This is a genomic window from Brevundimonas sp. P2_A6, from assembly GCF_056404975.1.
This window is the reverse complement of sequence record NZ_JBFUCZ010000005.1, coordinates 156,418-181,375: the sequence shown is the minus strand read 5'-3', so window position 1 is coordinate 181,375 and position 24,958 is coordinate 156,418. Positions and strand designations below refer to the sequence as shown.

Sequence of the window (24,958 nt, the reverse complement as noted above, 5' to 3'; positions counted from 1 at the left end):
CAGCACCTGGTCCTGCAGGCTCAGGTCGATGTTCAGCGCCTGGGCGATGAACAGGGCCGCCATGGTCATGTAGATGTTGGTGCCGTCCAGATTGAACGAATAGCCGGTCGGCACGACCAGTCCGACCACGGACTTGGAGGCTCCGGCCCGCTCCATCTTCTGCAGCAGGCTGGGTAGCGCGGCTTCGGACGAGGAGGTGCCCAGGACCAGCAGCAGCTCCTCCTTCAGATAGCGGATCAGCTTCAGGATCGAGAAACCGTTGGCGATCCCCACCAGCCCCAGCACCCCCACCACGAAGATGGCGGCGGTCAGATAGAAGGTGGCGATCAGGGCGATCAGATTGCCGATCGTGGCGATGCCATAGGCCCCGATGGTGAAGGCGAAGGCTCCGAACGCTCCGATGGGCGCGGCCTTCATGACGATGGCCACCAGCTTGAAGAAGGCGCTCGAGACGGCCTCCAGCAGGCTCAGCACGGGCCGGCCCGCATCCCCCACGCTGGCCAGGGCGATGCCGAAGATCACCGACACGAACAGCACCTGCAGGATGTTGCCGGTCGAAAAGGCGCTGACGAAGGTGTCCGGGATCACGCCCAGCAGGAAGCCGATCACCGTCGTCTCGTGCGCGGCGGTCGAATACTGGGCCACCGCCGCTGGATCCAGCGTCGCCGGATCGATGTTCAGCCCCCGMCCCGGCTGGATCAGATTGCCSACGATCAGCCCCACGATCAGGGCCAGGGTCGAGAACACCAGGAAATAGCCGAACGCCTTCAACGCCACCCGCCCGACCCGCCCCAGRTCGCGCATCCCCGCGATGCCCGTGACGATGGTCAGGAAGATCACCGGCGCGATCACCATCTTCACCAGCTTGATGAAGCCGTCACCCAGCGGCTTCAGGCTCTCGCCGAAGCTCGGGAAGAAATGACCGATCAGACCCCCAAGCACGATCGCGCCAACCACCTGAACATACAGATGACCGTACCAGGCGCGCTTGACGCCGGTCGCTTGAACTCGATCACTCGCGTGGATCACCCGTACTCCCCCGCGACCATGGCCGCCGTTTCCTGCACGGTCTGTCGCCGTGTCCGTCGACCAGTGTGCCCGCAATCGCATCGGGCACAAGCCGACGTAGGGGATCGGTCAAGTCATTGAAAACAAGACATACTGCGCATACGGTTGGATCGGTCCGTGCAGTTTTCCACACCACACTATGGCGCGTTTGTGCGGAAAACCGCATAGTGGAATGAGGGCGACGAGAGGCATGGAGTTCAGGGGATTGGCGCGGCTGACACGATTATCGCCACTCTGGGTCGGGCTGATCCTCGGTTGGCTGACCTCCACGGGTTTGGCGATGACAGTCGCCGGAGAGGTGGCGCGCCAGGGTGCTCAGGCCGATCTGGCCCGTCAGGCCGAGGCCGGGGCCGCGCTGCATGCCGCGGTCCTGCGCAGCGAGCTGGAGAAGCACCGGTCGTTTCCTCTCGTCCTGTCGCAGGATCCCGCCGTGATCGCCTTGCTGGACAACCCCGACCGCGCCAGGGCGGAGGCCGTCAGCGCCAAGCTTCAGACGCTGTCCGAACAGGCGCGCGCGGCCGCGATCTATGTTCTGGACAGGCGCGGCGTGGCGCGGGCGGCGAGCAACTGGCGAGAGCCGACCAGCTTCGTCGGATCCGACTATGGCTTTCGACCCTATTTCAGCGGGGCGATGCGTGACGGCTCGGCCGAGTTCTTCGCGCTCGGCACCGTCAGCGGTCGGCCGGGCCTCTATCTGGCGCGCCGCATCGGCTCGGCGTCGGCCCCGCTGGGCGTCGTGGTCGTCAAGGTGGAGTTCGACGCGCTGGAGGCGGAGTGGCGGGGGTCGGGGGAGCCCGCCTATGTCACCGATACCCGCGGCGTCGTCCTCGTCACCAGTATCCCGGAGTGGCGCTTCCGCCGCAGCCGCCCCCTGACGGAGGCCGAACGACGCTCGATCATGGCCGACCAGACCTTGAGCGGACAGTCCCTGGCCCCTCTGCCGTTCAACCCGCCCGCCGCCGCCGACGACGCGATGGTTCGGGTGGCCGTCAATGGTCCTGCGGAGGACTGGATGGCCGCGCGGGCCGCCACCGACACCCCTGGCTGGACGCTGCATCTTCTCCGGCCGGTCGGCGAGACAATCGTCGCCAACGTCGCCAGTGCCCGCGCCGTCGCCGGTCTTCTGGTGACCCTTCTGGCGGTCGGTGCGGGCGTACTGCTGCGCCGCCGCCAGCAGGCCATGGCCAGAGCGCTCGCCGAGGAGGCGGCGCGCGCGGATCTGGAAAGTCGCATCGACGAGCGTACAATCGAACTGCGGTCCGCCAACGCGCGTCTGAGCGAGGAAATCGACGAACGCCGGCGCGCCGAGGCCAGCCGCGAAGTTCTCCGCGAGGAACTGGTCCAGGCCAACAAGCTGGCCACCCTCGGGCAGATTGCCGCCGGTGTCGCTCACGAGATCAATCAGCCCGTGGCGGCGATCCGCACCCATGCGGAGACGGCGGTGGCCTATTCGAACCGGGGCGACGTCGACGGTGTCCGGCGCAACCTGGGGCGGGTCGCCGATCTGACCGAGCGGATCGGCACGATCACGGACGAGTTGCGGGCCTTCTCGCGTAAGTCCAGCAAGGGCGTGTCGCCGGTCAATCCCTGCGAGGCGATCGATGGGGCCATGCTGCTGATGGGCGGCGGCCTTCGCGCGGGCATGGTCGATCTTGTCCGGACCGGCCTGCGCGACATTCGCGTGATGGCCGAGCCGATCCGGCTGGAACAGGTTATCGTCAACCTGGTCCAGAATGCCTTTGAGGCCATGGTCGATCACGCGGTGGAGCACCCTCAGGTCGTGATCGACGTGGCCCGCCGCGCGCAATGGGTCGAGATTTCGATTTCCGACAACGGACCCGGCGTCGATCCGTCGGTCGCGGATGCCCTGTTCACGCCCTTCGTCACCACCAAGACCAAGGGCCTGGGATTGGGACTGGTCATCTGTCGCGATATCATCGCCGGGTTCGGCGGAGAGCTGAACCTTCGGCACGGCCGGACGGGCGCGGACTTCGTGATCGCCCTGAGGCCGGCGTGATGCAGTTCTGCCGTCCCAGAACGGTCGCCCTGATCGACGACGATGACGACTTTCGCGAAGCGCTGCACGAACGCCTCGCGCTCGAGGCCTATGAGGTCCATGCCTTTGCATCGGCCGAAGCCGCGCTGAAGCGGCTCGGCCCGGACTTTCCCGGCGTGGTCGTCACCGATCTGCGGATGCCGGGCCTCGATGGCCGTGCACTGCTGTCTCGCGTGCAGGCGATCGACGAGGGCTTGCCCGTCGTGATGATCACGGGTCACGGGGACATCGCCGAGGCCGTCGATGCCCTGGCCCAGGGTGCCTATGACTTCGTCGCCAAGCCTTTCGCGTTCGAAAGGCTGCAGACCACCCTCAATCGCGCGCTGGAAAAGCGAGGCCTCGTCCTCGACAACCGAGCGCTCGCGGCGGCCCTGCCGTCACCGGAGGCGTCGCTCGCCCTGCTCGGCGAGAGTCCCTCTATCGTCCGGCTGCGGGGGGTCATCGACCAGATCGCCGATGCGGGGATGGACGTCCTGATCGAAGGCGAGACCGGCGTAGGCAAGGAGGTCGTCGCCCAAGCCCTGCACAACAGCGGCCGGCGGAGGGTCCATCCGTTCGTCGCCGTCAACTGCGGCGCTCTGCCGGAGGGTCTGATCGAGACAGAGCTGTTCGGTCACGAGCCCGGTGCCTTTCCCGGAGCCCTGCGCCGGCGCATCGGACTGGTCGAACAAAGCCATCGCGGGACCCTGTTCCTCGACGAGATCGAGAGCATGCCGGAACGGGCCCAGATCAAGCTGCTTCGCGTCGTGGAGCAGCGCGAAATCCAGCCCGTGGGTGCCGAGCGGCCACGGCCGCTGGACCTGCGTATTCTGGCGTCCTCCAAAACGGATCTCGAGGACGCGGTCGCGTGCGGTGCCTTTCGAGGCGATCTGTTCTATCGCCTGAACGTTCTGAAACTGGTCGTACCGCCCCTGCGAGAGCGGCGCGAGGATGTCAGCCTGCTGTATGCGCACTTCCTGTCGCGCACCGCAGCGGCGCGGCAGCTGACGCCACCGGCGATGACGCCGCGTGTTCGGCGCGTACTCATGGATCACGACTGGCCCGGCAACGTCCGGGAACTGGCGCATTTCGCCGAACGGGTCTGTCTGGGCCTGGAAGCCGGTGCGAACGACGGGGCCACATCCGATGACGGCGGCCTCGCCGACCGCATGGATCGGTTCGAACGCGAGTTGATCGAAGACTCGCTGCGTCGACATCAGGGCGACGTGGTCGCCATCACGCAGGCGCTCAGGGTTCCGCGCAAGACACTCTACGACAAGTTCCGCCGCCACGGCCTGCGCCCCGCGGCGTTTCGACAGCCGAACGGCGACTGACTTTGCGGCCCGCTTGGTGTCGACCCGGTCACGGCTCTCAGCCCTCGGCGCCCATCGGGAGGCGGGTGAACATGACGGCGACACAACGACACCAGCCTCGGCCAAGACAGGTGTCCTGATCAGGCGGTCGGACCCACCCCTGCAGGATGCTGTCAGTCTAACGCAAACGTGTGGAGCGAGCCGGGCCGCGACGGCTGATGCCAGGCTCAACCGCCCCAATCCGTTTTGGGCTGACACAGCCGCTGAGGCTGTTTTTCGAAACTCACCGGTTCAGGCTTTTTCAGGCCTGTGTTCCGCTGTTTTGGAAAGGCTGGTCGGTCCGGTCTGCGGCAAATGCGACACAACGCCGATAGCTACAAATTTGTACTGTATACCTTAGGGTTGCCGTTTCAGGGACTCAGTGGGCTTGTTTTGCTCAAACGTCCCAGTGGTCCGCCGTCCTTACGAGTTCGATTTTGATGACTGAGAATGATGCCGTTGACAGGGCGGCGCTCCTGCAGCCGGCGCAATACATTCAGGTTGTTCACTACACCACCAGTCCTCTGAACCCTGAGGATCGATACGCCGCCTGGTATCGCCGGGACTGGCCGCGCACGCGTCCCATTTATCAGACCGAACCAATCGAGCCGTTCGATACGCGTTGGGATATGGCGCAGCTCGGTCAGGTGACGTTTGTCTATACGGAGATCACCGCGATGCGCTGGGAGCGGCGCCTTCAGGATATCCGCACATCCGACTTCGATCCCATCGTCGTCAATCTGATGATCGAGGGGCGCGCTTACGGGGACATGGACGGGCGGGCTTTTGATGAGCCGGCCGGGACCTTTCATTTCCACGACTTGGCCCGGCCGTCCTTGCATGTTTCGACAGCCAGCAAATCCTATGGTTTCATCATTCCCAGGCCGGTCGCCGAAGAACGGTTCGCCCCTCTGCACGATCTGCATGGCCTCGTGGTGGAAGGAGCCTCAGCCAAGCTGATGTTCGCCCTCGCGGATCAGGTGCTCGACGGGCTGGAACATCTGACCGTGGATCAGGCCGACGGGTTGGGGCGTGTGTTCCTGGAAATGCTGGGGGTCGCGCTGGCGGCCGCCCGGCCAAAGCGAACGCCTTTCGCGGACGCCCTGCGTCGTCGCGCGGTGGAGGCCATCGACCATCGTCTGGGTGCCCGCGACGTCAGCGTGGAGGAACTTTGCCGAGTGCTGCAGGTATCGCGGGGCAGGCTGTTCCGCGCGTTCCAGGCGGACGGCGGCGTGCAGTCCTACATCCTGACCGAGCGCCTGGCTCGCGCACGGACAGCCTTGGCCGAGGTGGAGCGAGCCGAGCCTATTGGTGTCCTTGCCCACCGTCTGGGCTTCAGCGACACCTCGCATCTGAGCCGAGCTTTCAAGCAGCGGTTCGGCATGACACCGAAGGAGTACCGCGCGCTGGTTGCGCAAAATCGACAGCTCCAGGCGGAGTTGGGCGATGGAACGCTGATGCCGATTTAAGATACGGCCGTTCTACGGCAATCCCCCCGGAATGGATTACGCGGTGATCTGGAAAATTTGCGTTTGTTCCGGAGTCCACCCGCATGTCCGCCCGTCGTCTGATCGAACGCAAGTCCCTCTTCGCCATTTCTCTGTTGCCGGTGATGATGGCGGCGTCTGGCGCGGCCGCGCAGTCCGCGTCCTATCTGCCGACAGGCGGCTCGGTTGTCAGCGGCACCGCCACCATTAACAACCAGACTCCCGCCGGCCTGACGATCTCGCAGTCGAGCGACAAGGCCATCATCAACTGGACCAGCTTTTCCGTGAACAGCAGCCAGGAGGTGCGGTTCAACAACGGTACGGGGGCGACGCTGAACCGGGTCACGGGCACCTCGGTGTCCGAGATCAACGGCGGTCTGACCGCCACTGGCAGTGTCTATCTGCTCAACCCCAACGGCGTCATCATCGGCTCGGGCGGGGCGGTGAACGTCGGCGGCACCTTCGTCGCCTCGACGCTGGACCTGACGGACGCGAACTTTCTGGCCGGTGGTGATCTGGTCTTTTCCGGCAACAGCAACGCCGCCGTGGTCAACTTTGGCAGCATCGGCGCGGTGGGCGGCGACATCGCCCTGATCGGCTACACGGTCGACAACAACAACGCCGCCGGTGATGGCGGACTGACGGCGGCAAACGGCACGGTCGGCCTGATCGGCGGTCACCGGGTGTTGATGCGTGATGCGCTGGTCAACGACGGCAAGTTCCTGGTCGAGGTCGGCGCGGGCGGGTCGGTGAACAACTCGGGCGCGGTCAATGCGGCGGCCATCGAGCTCCGGACCCACGGCGGCAACATCTATGCTCTCGCTGGCAACAGCTCCACGATCCTGAACGCCACGGCGACGCAGAGGATCGGCGGCCGCATCTTCCTGACCGACACCGGCGGCGGGTCGATCGATACGCAGTCGACGATCACGGCCACGCCCTATGGCATGGGCACGAGCCGCGTCGTGATGTCCGCCGACAGCGTGGTCCTGAGCGGTGGCGATGTGACGGCCTCGAACCTGCTGCTGGAGTCGGCGGCCTTCACGATCGACGACACGGTCGCGAATATCTTCAACAACACCTTCAGCACCGGCGGCGACATCACCGTCCGCACGATCGACAAGGCGTCCTACGCCCCGGGCGAGGGCAGCCTGACGGTGTCCAGCAGCAACCTGGACCTGCTGTCGCGCAAGCTGACGCTGTCGGCGCACACCAATGTCTTCGTGGATGGCTCCATCGCGGGCACCGGTCAGCTGATCGTGCGCGCCGACCAGACGGGCACCGGCAATGGTCAGGCTCTGTTTTCGTCGAGCCTCGGGGCCAATACCGTCACCGCCTACACCAACTACAGTTATGCGAACTTCAGCTCATACGCGGGCGAAGTCGCCCTGCTGACCACCGGCTCCAGCCAGTCCTTCGCTCTGGTCAACAGCTATGCCGACCTGGCGCGCATGAATGAGTCGACGACGGCGAACTATGCCCTCGGTCGCGACATCAACGCCGCCGGCATGTCGACCGCTGGCTACAACAACGACCTTGCGTCCGGGCAGACCTTCGACGGCTTGGGACATTCGATCTCGAACCTGACCGTTTCCCATTCGGGCGTGTATGCGGTCGGCCTTTTCAATGTCGTGCAGGGGACCATTCAGAACGTCCATCTGATCGGCGGATCGTTTGAGGGAGACGAGAACGTTGGGTCGCTGGCCGGTGTGTTTATCAACGGCACCATCCGGGGATCGACCTCCAGCGCGGCGCTTTCGGGCTACGACCGCATCGGGGGCCTAGTCGGCCTGGCTCTGGGCACGTCCTTTATCGACAGCAGCACGTCCTTCGGGACCGTGACTGCTTTTGGTGGCGACATCGGCGGCCTTGTGGGGGGCGGAAACGGTGTCACCATCTCGAACAGCCAGGCGAGGGGGGATGTCTACGGCAACGGCACTGTGGGCGGCCTCGTCGGGAACCTGGGGGTGGGCTCGATCACCAACAGCGGGGCCAGCGGCAATGTCCAGGCCAGCTACGGCATCGCCGGTGGTCTGGTCGGTCTCGCCGACCAGTCCGTCGTCACAGGCGCGTTCGCCAGCGGTGCGGTGACATCGGGAGAAAGTGTCGGGGGCCTGATCGGCCGCAGCCTGTCCTCGTCGATTGACGACAGTCGCGCCACGGGGGCGGTTCAGGGGAACATTTACGTCGGGGGCCTGATCGGCCAAACGTCTTATGGCTCGGTCGCGAACAGCTATGGGACGGGCCGGGTCAACGGGGCTTATGCGGTCGGCGGCCTGATCGGTACGGCCGATTCGACGGCCTTGTCGGACGTCTTCGCCGTCGGCGACGTCGATGCCAGCTCGGGCGACGCAGGCGGGCTGCTGGGCCAGTTCTACGGGAACCAGGGGCTGATCCGAGGCTACGCGGAAGGGGCCGTCACCAGCGCCGGGAGTGCCGGCGGACTGATCGGCTTCCTCGACATGTCGGGGGGGACGATTTCCGAGGTCTATACGACCGGGTCGGTGACGGGCAACTTTGCTGCGGGTGGCCTGGTCGGCTACATGAACAATGGCGTTTTCAACAATGTTTACTCGACCGGGGCGATCACGGGCGGCACCTATGCCGGGGGTCTGATCGGCGTAGCCTCCGCCAGCGGCGATATCAGCAACGGCTATGCCAGCGGCCCGGTCAATGGCCCGACGGCGGCTGGCCTGGTCGCCGCCAACTTCGGCCCCCTGTCGCTGACGAACCTGTATTTCGACACCCAGACGACGGGCCGGACCAACTCGTTCGCGCTGTTCCTCTACGTCCCGACGGAGACCAACGTCCAAGGCCTGACGACCGCGCAGGCGTTCAATCCCAATAGTTACGCGTTTGGGAACAGTGCCGACTGGGTTCAGGTCGACGGCCTGCGCCCGATGCTGGCCTCGGAAATCCGCACCGACGGCCGGATCGACAACGTCCACCAGCTTCAGCTCGTCAGCCTGAACCTGTCAGGATCCTACACGCTGGGCCGTGATTTCTCCGCCGCCCAGACCCAGGGGCTGGCCGGGTCCGTGTTCGGGGTCGGCGGTTTCGTGCCGATCGGCTACAACTATGGCACCTTCACCGGGATCCTGGACGGCGACGGTCATCAGATCGCGGGCCTGACCATCGATCGGAACCTGAGCGCAGTCGGCCTGTTCCAAAGCCTGACCGGGGCCACGCTGCGCGACTTCGCTCTGATCGGCGGGCGCATTTCCAACGGTACCCGTCAGCAGGAGGGTGCGATTGGCTCCATCGCGGCCGAAACCTATGGCGACACCGCCAATGGGGTCGTGAATACGATCGAGGACGTGTTCAGCAGCGCCGAAGTCTTCGGTAACGGTTACGGACACGTGGGTGGCCTGTTCGGGTACTTGCAGGACAGTCGACTCAGCCGATCCGGCTTCGCGGGCACGGTGACGGGCCGGTTCGACCGGGTCTCCTTCGGCGGTAGCCTCGATGTCGGCGGCCTGGCCGGTTCCGCCTACCAGGCCGACGTTCGCGACAGCTATGTCTCCGGGCTCGTCGCCCAAACTGTGGCCCCGGGTCGCGGCGCGAGCGCCCTTCTTAGCCTTGGGGGTCTGATCGGCACCGCCGGTGGGACCAACACTTTCAGGAACGTACTGTTGACGGCGGCCGTCTTCGGCACTGCATCCGCCAGAAGCGGCATCTTCCTTGGAGCGACTGAAGAGAACAACAATACAGACGTCAGCCTGACCAGCGCACGCTACAGCACCGGCGGCCTCCTGCCGGGGATGACGCTGGGCTTGAGCGGCGCGGGTGCCATCTTCACCGAGACCGATGTCGCAGGCTTCACCAGTACCCAGCTGCAGGATGCCACCACCCTGGCCGCGGTCTATGGGCGGGGCTTCGACTTCAACACGATCTGGGCCCCGGCCAGCGACGCGTCCGCGTCCAGCGACGGCGTCTCCCATTTCGCCGAACTGTACCGCGCCAACAACATCCTGTTGGTCGACGGACGCGGCAACACCAGCGTCTATGGCGACACGCCTGGTGCCTTCAGCCTGACCTATCGTGGCGATTTCCGCTACGGCGACACGGTCACCCGCGACGCGATCGCCTCAACCAGCGTCACCGGCACGACCAACGTGGGCGCCTATGCCGCCACGGTCACGGGCGGATCGGCAGAGCGTCAGGGCGGCGGCGCCTATCGCGTGATCCGCCTGGCCGACCTGACCGTCACCCCACGCACCCTGACGGCGATGCTGAACGCCGGGATCACCCGGGCCTATGACGCGACGACCGCGATCGCCTTGGGCGGCACGAACTTCACCCTGACCGGCCTCGTCAACGGCGACACGGTCACCGGCAGCGGCACGGGCACGTTCAACTCGGCCAACGTCCGGGACGCCAACACCGTGACGGCCTCCAACCTGGTGCTGAACGGCACCGGCGCTTCCAACTATGTGCTCGCCACCTCGACCCTGACGGGCGCGGGCTCGATCACGCCCGCGACCGTCACGGCCAGCCTGGGCGGCACGGCGCGGCGGACCTACGACGGCACCACAGCGGCCCCGATCACCAATCTGACGGTCGGCCTGACGGGCGTCTATGGCAGCGAGGCCGTTACGGCGGCCGCGACCTCGGCCAGCTACGACACGCGCGATGCGGGCACGGGCAAGACCGTGACGGCGACCGTGGGTCTGGGTGGAGCCGGAGCCGGCAACTATGTGCTGGCCTCGACCTTGGTGTCCGGGTCCATCGGCCAGATCGACCGCGCCATCCTGACCGCCCTGCTCAGTGGTCCGGTCAGCAAGGTCTATGACGCCACGACCACGGCGACGCTGGCTGGATCGAACCTGGCCCTGACCGGCGTCGTCAGCGGCGATACGGTCACGTTGGGTGCGGGCGGCGCGACCTATGCCGACGCCAACGCCGGAACGTCCAAGGCGGTCACCGCGACCGGTCTGACGCTGTCAGGATCGGGTGCCGGCAACTACGCATTGGCCTCGACCTCGGTCACAGCCAACATCGGCACGGTGGCCCGGCGCGAGTTGCAGGCCACTCTGACCGGCACGACCAGCCGCACCTATGACGCCACGACCACGGCGGCGCTGCTGGCAGGGAACTATGCCCTGGCGGGCGTTCTGGCGGGCGATAGCGTGGCGCTGAACAGCCCGACCACAGGCACCTATGCCAGCCCCAACGTTGGAACGGGCCTGACTGTGACGGCTACTGGGCTGGCTCTGACCGGAGCCTCCGCTGGCAACTATACCGTCAACGACTCGGCCAGCGGGGCGATCGGCACGATCAACGCCAAGGTCCTGACCGCCGCCCTGACCGGCACCACGTCGCGCACCTATGACGGCACGACCACGGCGGCGCTCGCGGGCTCGAACTACAGCCTGTCGGGTGTCGTCGCGGGCGACACGGTCACGCTGAACAATCCGACGGTGGGCAGCTATGCCGACGCCAATGCGGGGACCGGCAAGACGGTCAGCGTCAACGGCCTGGCCCTGACGGGGGCGTCCGCCGCCAACTACACGGTCAACGGCTCGGCCAGCGGGGCGATCGGCACGATCAACGCCAAGGTCCTGACCGCTGCCCTGACCGGCACCACGTCGCGCACCTATGACGGCACGACCACGGCGTCTCTGGCGGGCTCGAACTACAGCCTGTCGGGTGTCGTCGCGGGCGACACGGTCACGCTGAACAATCCGACGGTGGGCAGCTATGCCGACGCCAACGCGGGGACCGGCAAGACGGTCAGCGTCAACGGCCTGGCCCTGACGGGGGCGTCCGCCGCCAACTACACGGTCAACGGCTCGGCCACCGGGGCGATCGGCACGATCAACGCCAAGGTCCTGACCGCTGCCCTGACCGGCGCCACGTCGCGCACCTATGACGGTACGACCACGGCGTCTCTGGCGGGCTCGAACTACAGCCTGTCGGGTGTCGTCGCGGGCGACACGGTCACGCTGAACAATCCGACGGTAGGCAGCTATGCCGACGCCAACGCGGGGAGCGGCAAGACGGTCAGCGTCAACGGCCTGGCCCTGACGGGGGCGTCCGCCGCCAACTACACGGTCAACGACTTGGCCAGCGGGGCGATCGGCACGATCAACGCCAAGGTCCTGACGGCTGCCCTGACCGGCACCACGTCGCGCACCTATGACGGTACGACCACGGCGACCCTGGCGGGCTCGAACTACAGCCTGTCGGGCGTCGTCGCGGGCGACACGGTCACGCTGAACAACCCGACGGTGGGCAGCTATGCCGACGCCAACGCGGGGACCGGCAAGACGGTCACATCGACGGGTCTGGCTCTCAGCGGGACCGGAGCAGGCAACTATGTGCTGGCCTCCACCACAGCGTCCGGTGCCATCGGCACCATCACGCCGCGGGGCATCACCATCACCGCCGACGCCAAGGAGAAGAACCGAAACGACGCCGACCCGGCTCTGACCTCGTCCATCACCACGGGCTCGCTGGTCCAGGGTGACAGCCTGACCGGTGCCCTGTCGCGGGCTCCGGGGGAGGCGGTCGGCACCTATGCGATCAACCAGGGCACGCTGAGCGCGGGGACGAACTATTCGGTCACCTTCAACGGCGCGACCTTCACGATCAACCTGGGCATCCCGCCGATCGACGACAGCCTGTTCCCCGTCATTCCGGTTTCGGACGGATCGGGCGCGGGCGTCGTATCGGGCGGGGTCCAGGCGGACGTCACCGGATCAACCCCGGGTCTGGGCTTCGTCGAGGAGGCGTCGCTGGAGGCCGACGGCGAAGGCGAGGCGTCGCTGGATCAACTCTGCCCCTCCGATCAGATCTGCCCGGTCGCCCCTTATCCCACGAGCGGCTTCACGTCCGCCTCCATCCGCTTTGAAGGTTTCTCGCGCTGATGCGTACTCTGAACACTGTGCGCGCCGTCACCTTCGGGGTGACGGCGCTTCTCGGCTCGACCAGCGCCCTGGCCGCCCACGCCCAGGTGGTGGAGCGCAACCTGCCGCCGTCGCCGACCTCCAGCCAACCTCTGGTCGGAGCCAACGCCATCGCCGCCGACGAGGATGACACGCCGATCGGTCCGGCGCTCAGCGGCATCGTCCTTCTGGACACGGCGTCGCCCGTGCGAACCGGACCGACCGCCGGGATCGACACTTCGGCTGTCGCGCGCATGAACACCGAGGCCGGTCGAGGAGCGTTGGCCCCCTATCTGGGTCGCCCCCTGTCGCGCCAGCTGATCGCCGAGATCGAGGCGACCATCGCCCGGTTCTACCGCGCCAACGGCTATCCCTTCGTCTCGCTGAGCACCCCGCCGCAGGAGGTCACCTCAGGCGTGCTGCAGGTGCGCGTGGTGGAGTTCGTCCTTGGTGATGTCAACGTCCAGGGAACAACCCGCACCGACCCGACCTCCATCCGGAACCGCGTGCGCGTCACGTCGGGTCAGCCGATCAATGGCGATGACCTGGCCGAGGATCTGGACTGGCTCAACCGCAACCCGTTCCGCAACGTCGAGGCGGTGTTCAGCCCCGGCGACCAGGCCGGAGAGAGCGACCTGAGACTGGTTGCGAGCGAGAGCCGTCCGTTCCGCGTCTATGGCGGCTATTCCAACGCGGGAACCCCCTCGACCGGTCGGGACCGGTATTTCGCGGGCGTCAGCGCCCTGATCGGATCGGACGCGGTCGTGTCCTATCAGTTCACCGGTGGCGACGAGGCCTTTGACGACACCCCCAACTACGTCAGCCACGCGGCCAATCTGTTCGTGCCCTTCGGTGCCCGCCAGGCCTTCGAGCTGAACGTCAGCCAGGTGGAGAGCAACGCCGCCGTCGCCGCCTTCGACGTCACCCAGAAGACCCTGGAGATCAGCGGCGGCTATGTCGGGGCCCTGTCCAACTTCAGCGCCCTGCGCGGAGACGTCTCGTTCGGCCTGGAATACAAGGAGCAAAGCCGCGAGGTCTATTTCGGCCCGGTTCTGGTCCTGGATCAGCCCCTGAACGTCTATCAGCTCTACGCCGGCTGGGCCCTGTCCGCCAGCGACCGGCTGGGACGTCACGCGATCAACGCCAGCGTCCATTACAGCCCCGGCGGCATCGGGTCGGACAGCGAGGACGCGGATTTCGCGGCCTATACCTCGGGCCGGGTCACGCAAGCCGACTACGTCTATCTGCGCGGTGGCTACGACCGCGTCACCCGTCTGGGCCAGGGTATCGGCCTGGTCACCCAGATCTTCGGCCAGATCTCGGGCGATCCCCTGCCTGAAAGCGAGCGGCTGGGCGTCGGTGGCATGAGCCTGGCCCGGGGCTACAGCCTGGACGACGGGGCCTATGATACCGGTCTGGTCGTGCGCAACGAGCTGCGTGTCGCCGCCATCAGCCAGACCTATGGACCGGCCCTTGTCTCGCCCTTCGGCTTTGTCGACGCCGCCTATGGGAAGGACGAGTTCACCGGGGACGACATTACGCCGGTCTCGGTCGGCGTGGGCGTCGATATCCGCCTGTTCGACCGCGCCACCCTGTCCACCACCGCCGGCTACGCCCTCAACGACGCCATCGACACCCAATCCGGCGACTGGCGAACCGACGTCCGACTGACCGCAGCGTTCTGACGATCGGCAGCTCAGCACGGTATCGGTTTCGTGGATTGGCGCCAGGCACGGAGAGGGAGGCAACTGGACGTCGGGCCAGGCAGGCGAGGCTTCGATGGCGGCGATCCGGCCGCCTGACGCGAGAAGGGAAGGATATTTCGGCGCAGCCGACTTCAGCCGTCAGATAAAGCGTTCGTCAGATAAAGCGTTGTTTGCGAACATTTTTCGTGCATCCGGTGAATCTTGGCCACGCGGCGTCAGGCGACATGTGCGCGCTCGCCCCTTGAAGCACCCTTCTTACGCACAGGGGGCCAAAGGGGGGGAACCCAGCGGCTTCTGCGTCCTGTAAATCATAGGCCGTGACTTCGTCGTCGGCCTACTGGAGCCATCGAATGTCTCGATCAGTTACCTCGCGCGCCCAACTCGCAACGTCGGCCGAAGGGCTCGCGCTTCGTGGTCGTGGCTGGGGAAAGAGCCTGCGCGGCCATGTCCTCGGGCTTCTGCACGAAGCGGTTCAGAGGTCTCGGTCGCCGACGTCTACGACTACGCCGCCGGCTTGCAGGCCGCCTATCTGAGCGCCGGCTATCCGCTGGTCCGGGTCGTGGTCCCCCCCAGGATCTCGAGCGAGAGACCGGCATCGTCCGGATCCTCGTCGTGTCCGGCTTCGTCGAACGGATCGATGTGGATGGCTTGCCGCGCGCCGTCCGCGGCCGGGTCCAGAGCGTGCTCGCCCCTCTCCTCGATCGCCGGCCGCTGCGCGCCACCGAGTTCGAACGCCGGCTGCTGCTCGCCGGCGAGACGGCCGGGGTGGCTCTGGAATCCGCCCTCAGTCCCGGCACCCGGACCGGCGGCACGGTCCTGATCATCGGGGGCGAACACCGGCCGGTGCAGGTCGCCCTCGCGATCGACAACGGCCTCAGCGAAGACTTGGGGCGCGAGCAGGCGACGGGGTCGGTCGCCTTCAACAGTCTCCTCGGTCTGGGAGAGCGCATCATCGTGAGCGCCGCCGTTTCACCCGAAGATGTCTCCTGGTCGGACGACACGCTTCGTCGCTATGCCTCGATCTACGCGGAACTCCCGATCGGGCGGGACGGCCTGAGCCTTTGAGGGGAGTACGCCTACAGCGCATCCGCTCCGCAAGGCAGCAGCGCGCCTCTCGTCCTGCAGAGCGAGTTCACCCGGGCCGGGGCCTTCGTCAGCCTGGCGACCGTGCGCTCGCGCGTCCGATCGCAGAACCTCCGGCTCACCTTCGATGCGTCGGAGGAGCAACAGACCACGGGCATCCTGGGGTTCCCCGTGCCCCTGTTCACCGACCGGACCCGCGTGGCCCGGCTGGGCATCGACGGCTCCGAGCCCATCATCCTGGACGGACGGGTAGGCTACGAACTGGAGGTCTCGCAAGGGTTCGACGGGTTCGGGGCGCGCTCCATCGACGACGCGACCGCCTTCCGGCCTCTCTCACGCTTCGGGGCTGATGCGGAGTTCACACGTCTCCAGGGAGGCCTCAGCGTCCTCATGCCGCTCGGCGGCGCCTTCTCCGCCCAGAGCATCCTGCGCGGGCAGACGGGCTTCGGCGATCCGCTGCTGCGCTCGGAACAGGGCAATATCGCCTCCAGCGATCTCGTCTCCGGCCCGCCGGCGGGCTCGCTCGTGGGTGACGACACCTTCGCCGGTCGCATCGAGGTACGACGCAGCGTCACACTCGGCCGCGCCGCGCTCCTGCCCTATGTGTTCAGCGCCGCCGGACGAACCTGGCTCAAGACGCCGCTCGTCGGCGAACGCGAGCAGACCGACACCGGCGCGATCGGGGCTGGGGTGCGGTTCGAGGCCGCGACCGCCGGGCGCACGTCCATGTTCGGCCGGCTGGAGTGGTCGCACGTCGAGAGCGAACAGACATTCGCAGACCGCAACTGGATCTCGGCATCGCTGACGTTGCGGTACTAGCTTTCGCTCAAACTCTGTGGAGCAGCAGCACGGACGGCGTATCCGGTGAAGTCGCCGGGTTCATGGACGAAGACCTGGTCCCGGAAGCGGGGCAGGTAGAGGCGCCCCTGGGCCAACACCCGCCAGGGATTTCGGTGGAGATTGTGCGCGAAAACATCGGGTTATCCCGACGATAAATCCGGCCAGCACACTATATATGACAGTGCACTAGACGGTGGCGGTGCTGTCAGTCCAACGCTAACCCGTCTCCACTGACGATACGAAGGCGATGGGGGACAGGGGTTTAGGCCGAAGTTGTCGTGCAGGAGCCATCGACACAGGCCGGCTGTCAGAAGGAAGAGTCACGCCTTACGATCGTCACTGGCAAAATAGCCGATGGCGTGACTTCTCCATTCAATCTGCGAAACAGGAACTCGACCAGGGTGGCCGCCCCCCGTCGGAGGTCCTGCTGGATGGTGGTGAGGCGCGGGTGGGCATGTTCTGCCAGCGGCAGATCGTCGAACCCGATCACCGATACATCATCGGGCACGGCGACCTGGCTAGCCTGAAGGGCGCGGAGCGCACCGAGCGCGATAACGTCCGACGCGGCGAATATGGCGTCGAATGCGATACCTTCGCGGATCAGGGCCTGAACAGCGGCCAATGCGGTGTCCCCCGTAAAATGGGCAGGCCGGATGAGCGCATCGTCGATAGCGATTCCCGCCTGGGTCAGCGCCAGCTGATAGCCCTTCAACCTCATTTCGATTTCGGGCAATTCCGCCGCGCCGAGGAAAACAATACGCCGACGCCCCGCTGCGAGCAGGCTATCGACCGCCGCGCGCGCCCCTTCGACATTGTCCGATCCAACCGAGCAATAAGTCTGATCCGGCACGTGCGCTCCCCATACGACGAGGGGCAGGAAGGTCTTGGCGGCCTTATTAATCTCATGGTGCTGGTCGCTCTGACCTACGATGATGTAGCCATCGGCCTTCTGTGACTGGACGTGGCGGGTCAGCCAGCCGGGCTTGGGCGACGGGATGCGCGATAGAAGCACATCGTAATGGCGTGCGGAAACCTCGTCGGCGATATGGCCGAACAGCTGCAAAAAGAACGGGTCAGAGATCATCTGATCCGCTTCATGGCCAAGCGGGATCGCCACGCATATCGTCCGGGTGCGATTGGATCGAAGGCGCTGGGCGCTGAGGTTGATTACATAGCCATGTTCGGCTGCAATCCGCTGTATCTCTCGCCGCGTCTCAAGCGGGATCATCGGACTTTCAGCCAGCGCGCGTGACACGGTGGAGGTCGCGACCCCCGCTAGACGGGCGATGTCCGTCATCTTTAGGGGCGTGCCGGACGTCGATCCGGGCGTGGCGGGCTGGCGGCTACGCATGCCCTTTCAATAGCCGACTGAGCCCCTACCGCAACCTGCAAGGCTGCAGGATCCGAAGCGGGCTTCGACGTCGTGACGCAGGCGCAGGCTTATACCGATCGATTCCAAACTCGACCTCTTCGGCTGATCAGGGTCCTTGCCCGAGACGATAACGCGGAGCGCTTGATCAGAGCGGTAAAGACGATAGAGTTCTGCAATCGATTGCACGTCGATGCATGGAGAGCGGTTAGGTGAGGCTGAAGCCATTGAGAGGCTCGTCGAACGGCACGGGTCGTCCAACTCGGAGTGCTCAGGTGGAGAGCGATCCTTTGCTGGCGGTCGATGCAGAGTTGCGGGATGCCGCTCGTCAGATCATGGCTGAGCCCGCGCAGCCTCTCACCCTCGCCACGATCGCCCAGATTCGCACGATGTGGCCGGTACCGCCCGCACTGGAAGCCCCGTCACCACAACCAGAGACCGTGCGAATACCCGGCGGACCTGGCGACCCTGATGTCCCGGTGCAGGTCATCGGTCGCACCAAGACAGGAGCGGCCCGCCCCGCGATCGTCCACATGCACGGCGGCGGCTTGGTGTCCGGCACCGCGGCCCATTCCACAGCCTTCTGTCAGATGCTGGCTGCGGAGTTCGACTGCGTCGTTCTTAACGTGGACTACCGGCGCGCCCCGGAAACCCCCTATCCCGGCCCGGTGGAGGACATCTACGCCGCGCTGAAGTGGATGCATGATAAGGCCGAAGACCTGGGCGTGGATCGGCGACGCATCGCCGTGATGGGCGAGAGCGCGGGGGGCGGTCTTGCCGCGATGCTGGCCTTGCTGGCGCGGGACAGAGGCGAAATCCCGCTCTGCTTTCAGCTACTGATCTATCCTATGCTCGATGACCGGACCGGCAGCATGCAGAGGCCGACCGGCGCGATCGGCCAGGTCGGCTGGTCCGCTGATGCCAATGCCTTTGGCTGGAGCGCCTTTCTGGGCGGCGAGACGGCACGCGGAACCCCACCGTCGGGCTCCGTTCCGGCGCGGGTCGAGAACCTGGCCGGCTTACCGCCAACATTCATCGGGGTGGGTGCCGTCGATCTGTTCGTGGATGAGGACATGGCCTATGCAAAGCGCCTCGTGAAGGCGGGCGTCGCGACCGAACTGCGGGTTGTGCCCGGTGCCTTCCATGCGTTCGATTTCGTGGTTCCCGAGGCGCGTGTCTCGCAGTCGTTCACGGCGGCCTGGAAGGCGGCGCTGGCCAATGCTTTCGCCTCCGCGTGATGATGACGCTCGCAAAGGCCGTATCCTGATGATCTTTTCCCGCGCCGCCGTCCTCTCGCGCCGGCTTCTGCTCGGCGCGATCGCCGCCGTCCTGCCGCTGACGGCTGCGCGAGCCCAGCAGGCACCCCTCGCGATGCGACCCGCGCTCGATCCTCTGCCGCCCAGTTGGTCGTCGGCGGAGGTCATGCACCTGTGGACCGGAGATGCTCCGAACGGACCGTTTCAGGCGCAGCCGGTGCCCCCCGATTTTCCGTCCGTCTTCTTCCGCAATGTCGAGCGGCCGACCCTGCACGTCTTTCGCCCTCAGACCAGCAACGGCTGTGCGGTCATGGTCATCCCGGGCGGGGCCTATACCTTCGTCGTTGGTACCCACGAAGGCACGGCGACGGCGGAGGCGCTGGCCGCACTCGGCTACACAACCTTCGTGCTGATTCACCGCCTCCCGGCGGAGGGCTGGACTGCCGGTTGGGACGTGCCGCTGCAGGATGCGCAGCGGGCGCTGCGGCTGATCCGGGCGAATGCGGACCGTCTGGGTTATCAGGCCAACCGCGTCGCCGTGCTGGGGTATTCGGCCGGCGGCCACCTCGCCGCGTCGCTGGCCACCGGTTACGGTGAATCTGTCTATGAGCCGCGCGATGACGTCGATCGTCAGGACGCCCGGCCATCCGCCGTCGGCCTGATCTATCCGGTGATCACGCTTGAAGCACCCTATACCAACCCGCAGTCGGCATTGTCGCTGTTGGGGGCGACGCCCCATCCGGCTGTTCTGGCACGACGCTCACCAGCGTCGCACGTCACGGCCGACACACCACCGACCTTCCTGGTTCATGCTCTGGACGACACAGCCGTGCCCCCCGAGAACACCCTGATGATGCTCGCCGCACTGAGACAGGCGAGTGTGAAGCCTGAGGCGCATCTGTTTCAGGAGGGAGGCCACGGCTTCGGCCTCGGCCCGACCAATGCCTCCGGCGGTCACTGGCTGGATCTGTTCGACCTCTGGCTGGCCCGGGCCCTGGACGCACGGCCCTCGATCTGAGGGCTGCGCATCGGGATTGCGTCATTCGAAAAGTCCCTTAAGGTCCGCCATGCAATCGTTTGCACAGTGATTGCGCAAGCTCGAATAGGCACCGCCAAAGGTGCCATGGGAAACGCCGGGATGAACGTGTCGAACAAGCCGCATCTGCCGTGGCTGCGCATCATCGAGATGAACCTGGGCTTTCTGGGGCTGCAGTTCAGCTTTGGCCTGCAGCAGGCCAACATGTCGCCGATTTACTCGTATCTCGGGGCCGACGTCGCCAATATCCCGCTTCTGCAACTGGCCGGCCCGCTGACCGGACTGCTGATCCAGCCTTTGATCGGTGCCATGAGCGACCGGACGTCTTCGCGCTGGGGCCGCCGCACACCGTATTTCATCGTAGGGGCCGTGCTGTGTTCGCTTGGACTGTTCTTCATGCCCCTCAGCCCCACGATCCTGGCGGCGGTCAGCCTTCTGTGGATCCTGGACGCCGGCAACAACATCACGATGGAACCCTATCGCGCCTACGTCAGCGACCGGTTGGCAGATGATCAGCGCCGGTTCGGCTTTTTGTCCCAGAGCGCCTTCACCGGACTGGGGCAGATGCTCGCCTATCTGTCGCCAACCTTCCTGGTGAACGCGCTGGGCTTTGATCCGAACGCCGTCGATGCCCACAATATTCCGGTCATCACGCGGGCGGCGTTCACGATCGGCGCGGTGCTGTCGCTGACGACCATCCTCTGGTCGATCTTCCGCGTGCCCGAGCTGCCACTGTCGGAAGCGGAGTGGGCACGGATCAAATCCCTGCGGACGACAGCCGGTGCCACGATCATGGAAATCTGGCACGCCATCGTCGCCATGCCGGTGGTGATGCGCAAGCTGGCTCTGATGAGCCTGTTCCAGTGGTACGCGATGTTTACCTACTGGAACTACGTCGTCTATTCGATCGCACGCTCGGTCTACAACGAGACCAATGCCGTGTCCGACGGTTTCCGCAAGGCGGTGCTCGACAACGGCGACATCGGTGGTTTCTACAACGGCGTCGCCTTCGTGGCGGCTTTGGCCATGGTGCCGTGGGCGCGCAAGGCGGGACCCGCCATGACGCATGCAGTCTGTCTGATCGCGGCCGGGGCGGGGATGTTCGCCATCCCTCACATCGCCGACAAAAGCTGGCTGTTCCTGCCCGCGATCGGGGTGGGCCTGGGCTGGGCCAGCATCATGGGCAATCCCTACATCATCCTGGCTCGGACGATCCCGCCAGAGAGAACAGGCGTCTACATGGGGATCTTCAACATGATGATCGTCATTCCAATGCTGCTGAACGCCGTGACAATGCCGCTCTATTTCGACAGCCTGCTGGGAGGCGATCCTCGCAACGCCCTGATGCTGGCCGGGGTGCTGATGGCGATCGCTGGTGCCTGCGTGCTTTGGGTACGGGACAGCGGCGAGGCTGCTCGGTCTGTCGCCCCTGTGCCGTCCGCCTGAGCGTCAGGACAGGCGGCCCAGAAGGAAAGTCAGAACATCGGAAAGCCGGGCTCGCCACGCCCCTTCGTCATGCCCTACGCCCCGATAAAGGCGGCACATGAGATCCTCGCCGATCGTGTAGCCTCGATCCTTCAGAGCGGTCTCGATCGTCAGGTGCACCGGACCGTAGTGCTGGTCTAGGCCGAGTTCGCTCCGATCCAGCCAGATCCGATGCGCACCCGCCGCAGGCAGGTTATGTCTGACAAAGCCGTTCAGAGCCTGCGTGACGTCGGAGGAAAAGGCGGCCGAAGGCGGCGGGTCGTCATCCAGTGGCAACAGGCTGAAGTGCCCCGATAGTGCCGCCATTCCGCCAAAGGTCTTCGGGTAGAGAGCAAGGCATTCGGCTGCCGCTACGCCCCCCATGGACGCTCCGACGACGAAGGTCTGGTCCTGGGCGGGCCGTGTAGGAAAGTGCCGATCGATCATCGGCTTGACGGTCTCCACAAGGCATTGCGCATAGGCCCCGGATCGCCCCCTGCCGCCATGGCGGTCTTCGACCCTTCGGCGCGACTCCTCGCCGAGAGGCGAGAGGATATGCATGGGCGCATAGTCCAGCAGCCGGTCATCGGTGCTCGCCACACCGACCACGATCACGGGTGGGATCAGCCCCTCATCGGCCAGTCGTGAGGCACAGTGATCGAACTCCCAGGCCACTCCGAAGGCGACGCGGTGGGCCTCGAACAGCGTCTGGCCATCCTGGGCGTAGATCACGGGGTAGCGCCCGTCGGGCGTCGCGCCGTCGGGAACCCAGACAAAGATGTCGGGGATCTGCACGCCCTCGACCGTGCTTGCAGGCTTCAGATGCAGCGCGCCGCGTCCAGACGGCGCGGGAATCGGCTCGAAATCGAGGCGGCCGTGAGCGTCGACAGGCATCGTCACGCTCGTCTCCGGCTAGCGACCCAAATGACGATCGAAGAAGCGTAGCATCACGTCATAGGCTTGGCGCGATTCCGGCACGTCGGCATTGTAGAAGAAGCCGTGGAACAGGCCCTCCCACACGTGCAGGTCCGCCTCGACCCCGACCCGGACCAGCTGGGTGTGGGTATAGACCGAGGAGCTCAGCTCGAACCCGCGGGTCCCGGTGATGATCAGGGTCGGCGGAAACTGGCGCAGGACGTCGTCCGACGAGGCCGGCGACACCAGAGGGTCGCTGACGTCCACGCCAGCGAAATACGGCAGCCCTGACCCTTGAGCCGGGGCGGGGCGCGGCCAGGGCGGAGGCATACGGGCATCGCCCAGCGGGCCGTTGAAGTAGTCGGCATCTCCGCCGAAACCGGCGCTGGACATGGTCGCGCCGGCGCAGAAGATGCCGATGGCACCGGGGCGGGGAAGACCGTGCGTCTGGAACCAGGCCACTGACATGCCCGTCAGCATGCCGCCGGCCGAGCAGCCGTAGATGCCTATGTTCTGCGCCGGATAGGTTTTCAGCAGCTCGGCATAGACCGCAGCCACGTCTTCACTGGCGGCCGGAAATTTGTGCTCGGGCCCCTGACGATAGTCCAGGGCGATCACGCGATAGCCGCCAAGCGCCGTCAATGGGATGGACTCAAGTTCGGCGCAGCCGGGGAAGCACCCCATGAAGCCGCCGCCATGCAGGTTGATCAAAACCCGAGCCTGCTGAGAGGCCGGCACTCCGCCCTGAGGCGTGTAGTCATAGGCGTGGACACCAGCGATCGTGACGTCGGCACGCTGATGTGGAAACAGCTCCATCTGGCGCGCCAGATAGGGCTTCATGAAGATCGGAACGCCGTGGTCCTGGGCCAACAGCTCGGGCTGCTGCATCTGCACCAGATGTTCAGCGACATAGGCGCGTGCTTCGGGGCTAAGCATGCCAGAGAGGGGCACGGTCATGGCTGGCGCATGCACCGTACCGTCCGGGTCAACTCTCACGGTGTTCGGTGTCTGAGCCATGGCAGCCGGTTCAAAGGCAAGCAACCCTCCGATCGCTGCGACCAACCCCACGCCGCGCGCCCACGTGGTCGCGACCTTGCTAAACGGTCCTGTCGTCATGAGGCTCTCCCTGTGTTGCCGAGCTGGCTGATGACCGCGCTTGTGCGAGGCCGACCGCCGGTCATTTTGCAAAACGCTAGAGGATGGATCGCGACTGCGCAATCGTTTGCACGTTCTCGCGCACGATGCTTGCAATCGATTGCGCATTGGGCATTATCCGAGCTGTGAGAGCGGCTGAAGCCGCCGAGCGGGAAGGGCGTCCGATGAGAATGAACAGGCGAGATCTCGCGATGGGTTTCGCGGCCGCTGGTCTTTTCGCGGGTATGCCTCGGGCTTCCGTCGCTCAGCCTGCAGCCGATCCTTTAGCCCGCGTCGATCCCGAGCTCAGGGACGGTGCCCGCATGATTTTGTCGCGGCCGCAGCCCGAGTGGAACCTCGCGACGCTGTCTGCCGTGCGAGCCATTCTACCGGTCGAAACGCCGCCCGCCCCTTCGGCCGCATCGGTCGAGCGCCGCATGGCACCGGGCCTCCCTGACCAACCCGACGCCCCCTTCGAACTGATCGGCTATCAGTCCGGCAAGGCCCTGCGCCCTGCGTTGATCCACATTCACGGCGGCGGCTACATTCTCGGTCGGGTGACCGACACCACCGCTATGTGTCAGTCCATCGCCACCGAGTTCGACTGCGTCGTCGCCAACGTCGACTACCGTCTGTCACCCGAGACCACGTTCCCGGGACCGGTCGAGGACTGCTACGCCGTGCTGGCCTATGTCCATGCCAACGCCGAGGCGCTGGGCGTCGATCGCAGCCGCATCGCCGTCATGGGCGAGAGCGCGGGTGGGGGACTGGCAGCCATGCTGGCCATCTCTGCGCGCGACCGTGGCGAGATCCCGCTCTGCTATCAGGTCCTGATCTATCCGATGCTGGATGATCGGACCGGAACCACGGTTCGCGTGCCGGACTTCATCGGCACCATCGGCTGGAACGAGCCGGGCAACCGTTTTGGATGGACCAGCTTCTTGGGCATGCCGGCCGGCTCTTCGGAGCCGCCGCATGGGGCCGTTCCCGCCCGTCTGGCCAACGTCGCGGGTCTGGCTCCGGCCTTTATCGGCGTGGGCGGCCTGGACCTGTTCGTCGACGAAGACCTCGAATATGCGCGACGCCTGGTGGCGGCCGGGGTGCCGACCCAGTTTCACCTGACGCCGGGCGCCTATCACGGCTTTGACTTCATAGCGCCGCAGGCCCGGGTCTCGAAGGCCTTCACCGGAGCGTGGAAGGCCGGACTCGGCGCCGCCTTCGCCGCGTCAGAACCGACCACGACCTAGGCCTCGACAATTCGGCCGGGTCCTTGACCGGATCCGGCCCCACAGATCCGCATCCTGGCGTTCGGGATGCCGATGCAAC

The 24,958-nt window shown here is 65.7% G+C and carries 15 protein-coding genes and 1 pseudogene; 12 read left to right on the top strand and 4 right to left on the bottom strand.

The genetic code is table 11. From position 1 onward, the window contains the following. The coding region (locus AC1DW4_RS13045; RefSeq protein ID WP_477017695.1) for a cation:dicarboxylate symporter family transporter at window positions 1–1,029 on the bottom strand (1,029 nt) is incomplete at its 3' end. 319 nt (window positions 1,030–1,348) lie between these two features. Between AC1DW4_RS13045 and AC1DW4_RS13040 the strand changes: the two genes are divergently transcribed. From AC1DW4_RS13040 to AC1DW4_RS13005, 8 genes and pseudogenes are all read left to right on the top strand, one after another. Then, on the top strand, window positions 1,349–3,085 hold the full coding sequence (locus AC1DW4_RS13040) for a sensor histidine kinase (protein WP_477017694.1): 1,737 nt from the start codon (window positions 1,349–1,351) through the stop codon (window positions 3,083–3,085). Then, a complete protein-coding gene (locus AC1DW4_RS13035; protein WP_477017702.1) occupies window positions 3,085–4,437 on the top strand; it encodes a sigma-54-dependent transcriptional regulator in 1,353 nt (450 codons plus the stop codon). Before AC1DW4_RS13040 ends, AC1DW4_RS13035 begins: the two co-directional genes overlap by 1 nt. Window positions 4,438–4,895: 458 nt before the next feature. Beyond that, on the top strand, window positions 4,896–5,924 hold the full coding sequence (locus AC1DW4_RS13030) for an AraC family transcriptional regulator (RefSeq protein ID WP_477017693.1): 1,029 nt from the start codon (window positions 4,896–4,898) through the stop codon (window positions 5,922–5,924). Window positions 5,925–6,007: 83 nt separating this feature from the next. After that, a complete protein-coding gene (locus AC1DW4_RS13025) occupies window positions 6,008–12,811 on the top strand; it encodes a YDG domain-containing protein (RefSeq protein ID WP_477017692.1) in 6,804 nt (2,267 codons plus the stop codon). Beyond that, window positions 12,811–14,514: a ShlB/FhaC/HecB family hemolysin secretion/activation protein gene (locus AC1DW4_RS13020; protein ID WP_477017691.1), complete on the top strand. Its 1,704-nt coding sequence runs from the start codon at window positions 12,811–12,813 to the stop codon at window positions 14,512–14,514. Before AC1DW4_RS13025 ends, AC1DW4_RS13020 begins: the two co-directional genes overlap by 1 nt. A 328-nt stretch (window positions 14,515–14,842) precedes the next feature. After that, window positions 14,843–15,097, top strand: a pseudogene (locus AC1DW4_RS13015) (hypothetical protein); the annotation flags it as partial. Window positions 15,098–15,147: 50 nt separating this feature from the next. Next, window positions 15,148–15,600 carry a ShlB/FhaC/HecB family hemolysin secretion/activation protein gene (locus AC1DW4_RS13010; protein WP_477017690.1) on the top strand — a complete coding sequence of 151 codons (453 nt, stop codon included), beginning with the start codon at window positions 15,148–15,150 and terminating at the stop codon, window positions 15,598–15,600. 189 nt (window positions 15,601–15,789) lie between these two features. Then, window positions 15,790–16,437, top strand: coding sequence for a ShlB/FhaC/HecB family protein (locus AC1DW4_RS13005; protein WP_477017689.1), 648 nt, complete (start codon window positions 15,790–15,792; stop codon window positions 16,435–16,437). A 328-nt stretch (window positions 16,438–16,765) separates the two neighbouring features. Here AC1DW4_RS13005 and AC1DW4_RS13000 read toward each other — a convergent pair whose 3' ends face one another. Further along, entirely contained in the window at window positions 16,766–17,755 is a 990-nt protein-coding gene (locus tag AC1DW4_RS13000) for a LacI family DNA-binding transcriptional regulator (protein WP_477017688.1), read from the bottom strand. Window positions 17,756–18,102: 347 nt separating this feature from the next. Here AC1DW4_RS13000 and AC1DW4_RS12995 point away from each other — a divergent pair, with 347 nt between their 5' ends. The 3 genes from AC1DW4_RS12995 to AC1DW4_RS12985 all read left to right on the top strand — a co-directional run bounded on the left by AC1DW4_RS12995 (window position 18,103) and on the right by AC1DW4_RS12985 (window position 21,565). Then, the gene (locus AC1DW4_RS12995; RefSeq protein WP_477017687.1) at window positions 18,103–19,065 is read left to right on the top strand and encodes an alpha/beta hydrolase; all 963 of its coding nucleotides are present in this window, start codon (window positions 18,103–18,105) and stop codon (window positions 19,063–19,065) included. A gap of 28 nt (window positions 19,066–19,093) precedes the next feature. Next, a complete protein-coding gene (locus AC1DW4_RS12990; protein ID WP_477017686.1) occupies window positions 19,094–20,101 on the top strand; it encodes an alpha/beta hydrolase in 1,008 nt (335 codons plus the stop codon). 120 nt (window positions 20,102–20,221) lie between these two features. Beyond that, window positions 20,222–21,565, top strand: a complete 1,344-nt coding sequence (locus tag AC1DW4_RS12985) for an MFS transporter (protein WP_477017685.1) — start codon at window positions 20,222–20,224, stop codon at window positions 21,563–21,565. Window positions 21,566–21,568: 3 nt separating this feature from the next. On the opposite strand, the gene AC1DW4_RS12980 is transcribed toward AC1DW4_RS12985, so the two are convergent. After that, window positions 21,569–22,477 carry an alpha/beta hydrolase gene (locus AC1DW4_RS12980; protein WP_477017701.1) on the bottom strand — a complete coding sequence of 303 codons (909 nt, stop codon included), beginning with the start codon at window positions 22,475–22,477 and terminating at the stop codon, window positions 21,569–21,571. Window positions 22,478–22,495: 18 nt separating this feature from the next. Beyond that, a complete protein-coding gene (locus AC1DW4_RS12975; protein ID WP_477017684.1) occupies window positions 22,496–23,455 on the bottom strand; it encodes an alpha/beta hydrolase in 960 nt (319 codons plus the stop codon). A 500-nt stretch (window positions 23,456–23,955) separates the two neighbouring features. Here AC1DW4_RS12975 and AC1DW4_RS12970 point away from each other — a divergent pair, with 500 nt between their 5' ends. Beyond that, entirely contained in the window at window positions 23,956–24,879 is a 924-nt protein-coding gene (locus AC1DW4_RS12970; protein WP_477017683.1) for an alpha/beta hydrolase, read from the top strand. Window positions 24,880–24,958: the final 79 nt, after the last annotated feature.

Excerpts from the sequence above, each read along its gene's own strand:
- AC1DW4_RS12985 (WP_477017685.1), top strand. The coding sequence starts at position 20,222 with ATGAACGTGTCGAACAAGCCGCATCTGCCGTGGCTGCGCATCATCGAG.
- AC1DW4_RS13035 (WP_477017702.1), top strand. The coding sequence starts at position 3,085 with ATGCAGTTCTGCCGTCCCAGAACGGTCGCCCTGATCGACGACGATGAC.
- AC1DW4_RS13040 (WP_477017694.1), top strand. The coding sequence starts at position 1,349 with ATGACAGTCGCCGGAGAGGTGGCGCGCCAGGGTGCTCAGGCCGATCTG.
- AC1DW4_RS12975 (WP_477017684.1), bottom strand. The coding sequence starts at position 23,455 with ATGACCGTGCCCCTCTCTGGCATGCTTAGCCCCGAAGCACGCGCCTAT.
- AC1DW4_RS13030 (WP_477017693.1), top strand. The coding sequence starts at position 4,896 with ATGACTGAGAATGATGCCGTTGACAGGGCGGCGCTCCTGCAGCCGGCG.
- AC1DW4_RS13020 (WP_477017691.1), top strand. The coding sequence starts at position 12,811 with ATGCGTACTCTGAACACTGTGCGCGCCGTCACCTTCGGGGTGACGGCG.
- AC1DW4_RS12980 (WP_477017701.1), bottom strand. The coding sequence starts at position 22,477 with ATGCCTGTCGACGCTCACGGCCGCCTCGATTTCGAGCCGATTCCCGCG.
- AC1DW4_RS13025 (WP_477017692.1), top strand. The coding sequence starts at position 6,008 with ATGTCCGCCCGTCGTCTGATCGAACGCAAGTCCCTCTTCGCCATTTCT.
- AC1DW4_RS12990 (WP_477017686.1), top strand. The coding sequence starts at position 19,094 with ATGATCTTTTCCCGCGCCGCCGTCCTCTCGCGCCGGCTTCTGCTCGGC.
- AC1DW4_RS13000 (WP_477017688.1), bottom strand. The coding sequence starts at position 17,755 with ATGACGGACATCGCCCGTCTAGCGGGGGTCGCGACCTCCACCGTGTCA.
- AC1DW4_RS12970 (WP_477017683.1), top strand. The coding sequence starts at position 23,956 with ATGATTTTGTCGCGGCCGCAGCCCGAGTGGAACCTCGCGACGCTGTCT.